This window comes from Citrobacter sp. wls716 (assembly GCF_005280975.1).
Taxonomy (GTDB): Bacteria; Pseudomonadota; Gammaproteobacteria; order Enterobacterales; family Enterobacteriaceae; genus Citrobacter; species Citrobacter youngae.
Window position 1 is genome coordinate 1 of record NZ_SZWX01000040.1, and the last position, 377, is coordinate 377.

Genomic DNA, 377 nt, shown 5'->3' on the forward strand with positions numbered 1-377 from the left:
TGTTCCCCCGGAGGCGTAGGCCAGACAGGTTTTGACGTATCAACCCGCATCAAATCAAGCCGGTAGTCCTGCCAGTTTATCAGGTCGGCGGCCTCTTCAGCCGTCGCTTTGCCTGCATCGACCGCGTACTGTAGAGGTCCAATTCGATTGGTTGCCTCTGACAACAGTGACTGTTTTTTGGATTCAGCAAACCACCGCTGCTCTTCTTCAGTTAATTCCGGGACATAATCTGCGGATGGGATGATCACTGGCATCCCATCACTTCCCGGCCTAATTACGCCACCTATGTTCTGGGCGCTAATTAACTCAGTTCGGAGCGACTCAGCAATTTCGACCGCATCTGCAGGAAGAGTCTGGTTATCATCATAAAAACCGTT

Annotated in this window: 1 protein-coding gene; it reads right to left on the minus strand. The window is 51.5% G+C overall.

The window, feature by feature from the left end:
* A partial coding sequence (locus FDX24_RS16265) for a tail fiber assembly protein (RefSeq protein ID WP_371414772.1) occupies window positions 1-254 on the minus strand: 254 nt, incomplete at its 3' end.
* Between the last annotated feature and the right edge of the window lie 123 nt (window positions 255-377).